Below are 4,011 nucleotides of genomic sequence, written 5' to 3'. Positions count from 1 at the left end.
TTTTAATATTAACTTTTCTGCGCTGTTGAAATGTGCATAACTCGATGTGATGACTTTTTCACCATTTCTTAATCCGTCTTTAATCTGGAAGTTGCTTTTATCTTTCCCTGATATTTTTATTTTTCTTCGTTCTGCGGTGTTGTCATCATTTAAAACAAAAACCCAATTTCCACCAGTGTCAGAAAAAAACGCGCCTCTTTTTAATAGCATCGCATTTTTATTTTCATCACCAATCACTAACTCAACGTCCAAAGTTTGTCCTCGTTTTATATTCTCAACGCCAGTGGGAATATCTACTTCAATATAAAATTGGGAGTTATCAACTTGGCTATCTATTTTAGATACCTGTGTTGTGTACTTTTTACCTGCCACATCAATGTTAGCTTGCATGCCTTTTTGGATGATGTTTAAGTAATATTCGTCTACTCGAACTGAAAGGATATTGTCATTGGGTAAATCGATTTGCCCAAGTCGAGAGCCTGACACTTTTGATTCTCCGATCTCGGCATCAAGTTGACTCAGATATCCCGAAGTGGGGGATTTGATAACTAAGTTTTCTAAATTTAGTCTGGCGTACTCTAAATTGCGTTCAAGCATCTGTTTGCCGCTCTCTAGTTGCTCTCGCTGAACGGAGCGAATTTTTTCATCAGCTTTTTGGCGCTCCAAAGACAGTGCTAATTGCTTTTTGTAATACACTAACTCATCTTGACGCTCGGTAAGTTCTTCTCGAGAGACTAGGCCTTTTTTTGCTAATTTTTCAGTATGAGCCAGTTTGCGTTGCAACTGCGTTACCTGAAACTCCAGCTCGATAATGTCGCGTTTAATGTTCAGACGGCTTGTTTCCATCTCCATTTCTGTATTACGCAAAAAATTCAATTGCTCAGTAACTTGTGCTTCTCGACTGATCACCTGAAGCTGTAGATCTGTATTGGATAGTCTCGCGATAGGTGTTCCCGCTTCTACGGATGTGCCTGGCTCAACAAAAACCTCTTCAATCACACCGCCAGATTTAACATCAAGATAGATTGTTTTACGCGGCTCTACTTGACCTCTAAGCGGCAAGTTATTGGTAAATGAGCCCTGTTTCACGGTACTAATTGAGATACTGTTGAAGGGAACTGATTGCGTGCTACTTGGGATTGAAAGTGCTTGCATAGAGTACAGGGCTATCATCGCGGTGGATGTCCCGAACAGGCCCATAGCGACTTTCAATCTTTTCTTTGACTTTGGTTTTTCGATCTTGGTATCCATATTTACCTTCAATGTCATATGATGATGAACTGAGATACAAGATTACTTTTTGTGCTTAGGGTATATAACTGGTAGAAATGACAGCATTTTATAAGGCTCTAAAAAGAGCCTTATAAAACAAAAGATTATATTTTTGAATTTACAAAGTTTGCGGCTAGCTGAGTCTCTATTTTGGTTCGGTCACCGATCAGTATCCACTGTGTATTGGTGGCATTGGTTAAGGTTTTCATCGCTTCAGAGGTGCTCTGCAATGAGATAGCCCGTAGTGTAGAATCAAAATCAACCAACTCATTTAAAGTATTAAGCTCAGCAGATAGGGCTAAAAATGAACTTAAATTAGCTTTATTGCTCAGTAAGTTAGTGAATCTAACCTTACTCTGGCGTTTGCTTTGAGCCAATTCGTTTGGAGTAAGTTCGCTACTGAGGGGGGATTGTAGAAGCGCTTTTAGTTCAGTCAACGCTGCGCCCATAGCATTAGGTGTAACGGGTGCCATCAAGGTAAATAGGGTGTGTTGGGTTGTGAGAGGTGTAAGCTTGGTTACTCCTCCATAAGACCATTGCTTTTCGCTCCTAATCAGCTGGTTTAATCGTGATGTTGGACCACTGCCAAGCAGTGCGTTTGCCGTTCTCGCTTTTTGATTGACGCCATTACTTAACACATGTGCCGCGACAATAAGGGTTTGTTTCATCTCTGGTCTATCGATGATATGTATATCAGGGTGTGGGTGCTGATGATCCGTCAGTAAACGCGTAATGAAAGACTGCTTGGTGTCAGCTCTATGCTGATGAAGTGGTGCAATATAATCTAATTGTTGATCGATGTTCTCATTACCCACAGAGGTATACGTGGATAAGCTCTCATTGAAAAGTAAGCGAAGGTAGTTATTGGCATCGCTCAGTTGTAGTTCTTTGACCGCCTCTACGCGTCCGAAGCCGGATAGCGGTGCTAAGGTAGCATCAAAAAGCAATACGTTCGATATTTCATTGAGTGCCGTGCTCTCCATATCTCCTTGTAGACGTGCGAGATAATTTAGCACGTGTTGTTTGGCTTCATTAAATTGAGAGTTGGAGAGCTGGACCTTGCCACTTTTGAGATTTAAAAGGTACTGCATCACTTTATTTTTATGCTGATTGGGAGCAACAACACTGAAATGTGTAGTGTGGGCATGGCGATTTGTATTCAAGTTTATGCCTTGTGTTAGCGCATTTGCTTTTAGTGCTTTGGCTAATATCGCGGTTATACCCTGCAACTGAGTTGGCTCGTTTAGAAATCCAATATTCGATGATAGAGTTAGAGCAAACTCTGTATCGCTTGGCTGTTCAAGGTGCACAAGTTGCTTGTCACCAATATTTTTTGAGTGTAACGATTGTAGCGCTGGTGCTGGTGTTTCGATAATTGCTGGTGGAGTTGTTATCAACTCGGTGGTTGGTATCGTTAATTGTTCAGGTAGGTAAGAAATCGTGAGTGCTTTTGACGGCTGCAACCAAGTTTGTGTTGCGTCAACGAGATCATGCCATGTCAGATTTTGATGCTTTTGCTGTCGAGTAAAATAGTAATGCGGATCGTTATAGTAAACTTCACCCGCAGCAAGTAAGTGTGCTCTGCCAGACTGTCCGCTTATCATATCGCTCTGTTTGGCAACTTCAATGGCATATTCTTCAGCCGCTCTCGCTAATGCGTCAGCCATATCTTGCTCACTTTGCAACGCTGTGAGCGCTTCAAACAGCGCTTTTTCTAATTGCTGTGTCGTGATATTTGGTGCCAACTCTGCAGCTATGACAAACTGGCTTGAGAGTTGGCGCTCGGTGTGCATAAACGAAATAGAATGAGCAAGCTTAAGCTCTTCTACAAGCTTTTGGTGAAGGTAGCTACTATCTGGATTATTTAACACTTTTGCCAGTAAGTTAAACGTTTCGTTATAACGCGTATTCCGGCCTGGCACATGCCAAGAAAAAAGTAGCTGGCGTGTATCCAGTGTATGTGTGGTTACAAGGTGTTTTTTAGCAACACTTGGAACGGCCAATTGCTGGTAGCTAATAGGGATAGGTCCAGCTGAGATGGCGCTAAAATGTGCCTCAACCTTTTCGATGGCATGGATAGGATCGAGATCTCCGGACAACACAAGCACTGCGTTATTGGGCTTATAATATTGCTTAAACCATTGAGTTACTGTATCCAACGAAGCGGTTTTAACATCGTCGATATTACCGATGGGTGGTAAATGATAAGGATGTGAACTTGGGTACGCTGCTTGTGCCATTGTTTGCATCATGACATTAAAAGGATTGCTATATCGTTGCTGATACTCTTTTTGCACGACTTGCTTTTCAGCCTCGAGCTTTGTGTTGTCGAGTGCTTGAGTTAAGTGCTGCATCCTATGGGCTTCTAGCCATAACGTGTAATCTAAAGCACCTTTTGGGATAGTCTGAAAATAACGAGTGCGATCGTGATTGGTTGTGCCATTCACTTCTTGCGCTCCTAAACTTTGCATAGCGGTGAAGTGATTATCTGGAGCATGCTTAGATCCCGTAAACATTAAATGTTCAAACAAGTGGGCAAAACCACTCTGTTTTGCTTGCTCATCTTTTGCACCCACCTTGTACCAAAGATTTACGGTTACCAATGGCGCTCGGCTATCTTGGTGCGCTATTACCGTTAACCCGTTACTTAACTCTTTTTTAATAAATTCAGGTTTGTATTTATTTAATTCATTACTTCTTATATTTGATGTGTTTGAACATCCAGATAAAGTTATTGCC

2 protein-coding genes are annotated in these 4,011 nt (G+C 41.6%); both read right to left on the bottom strand.

Going from position 1 to position 4,011, the window contains the following annotated elements:
- On the bottom strand, positions 1-1,251 hold a 1,251-nt coding region (locus L1D50_RS21985), incomplete at its 3' end, for an HlyD family efflux transporter periplasmic adaptor subunit (RefSeq protein WP_138522607.1).
- Between the two features lie 125 nt (positions 1,252-1,376).
- Positions 1,377-4,011: M16 family metallopeptidase (locus L1D50_RS21980; protein WP_239966839.1), on the bottom strand; the 2,635-nt coding region annotated here is incomplete at its 5' end.

Source organism: Pseudoalteromonas sp. Isolate6 (genome assembly GCF_022398435.1).
GTDB lineage: Bacteria > Pseudomonadota > Gammaproteobacteria > Enterobacterales > Alteromonadaceae > Pseudoalteromonas > Pseudoalteromonas galatheae.
This window is presented reverse-complemented; position numbering and strand designations above follow the sequence as displayed.